Raw genomic sequence first — 249 nt, forward strand, 5'->3', positions numbered from 1 at the left:
AAAATAGTTCTTATTCTTGGTATTAGCTCTTTAATAACTGCAATCGTTCTACTAAAATATTTGCCTACCAATCCTCTCCACGATTTTATTTTTATTTTTTTTCGCATATTTTTTCGTTTAGAAATCAAAGGAATAGAAAATTTTTCCAAAGTTGAAAAATCCTCCATTTTAGCTTTTAACCATGTATCCTTTCTCAGTACTTTTCTGGCTCTAACTATTTGCGAAATAATAAACTTGCGCAATCCAATT

General features: G+C 28.9%; 1 protein-coding gene. It reads right to left on the bottom strand.

Features of this window, described 5'->3' with window-relative positions:
- The coding region (locus tag ACFINZ_RS10375) for a hypothetical protein (RefSeq protein WP_375701470.1) at positions 1-249 on the bottom strand (249 nt) is incomplete at both ends.

Source organism: Bartonella sp. AA81SXKL, from assembly GCF_042196945.1.
In the GTDB taxonomy this organism is placed as follows: domain Bacteria; phylum Pseudomonadota; class Alphaproteobacteria; order Rhizobiales; family Rhizobiaceae; genus Bartonella.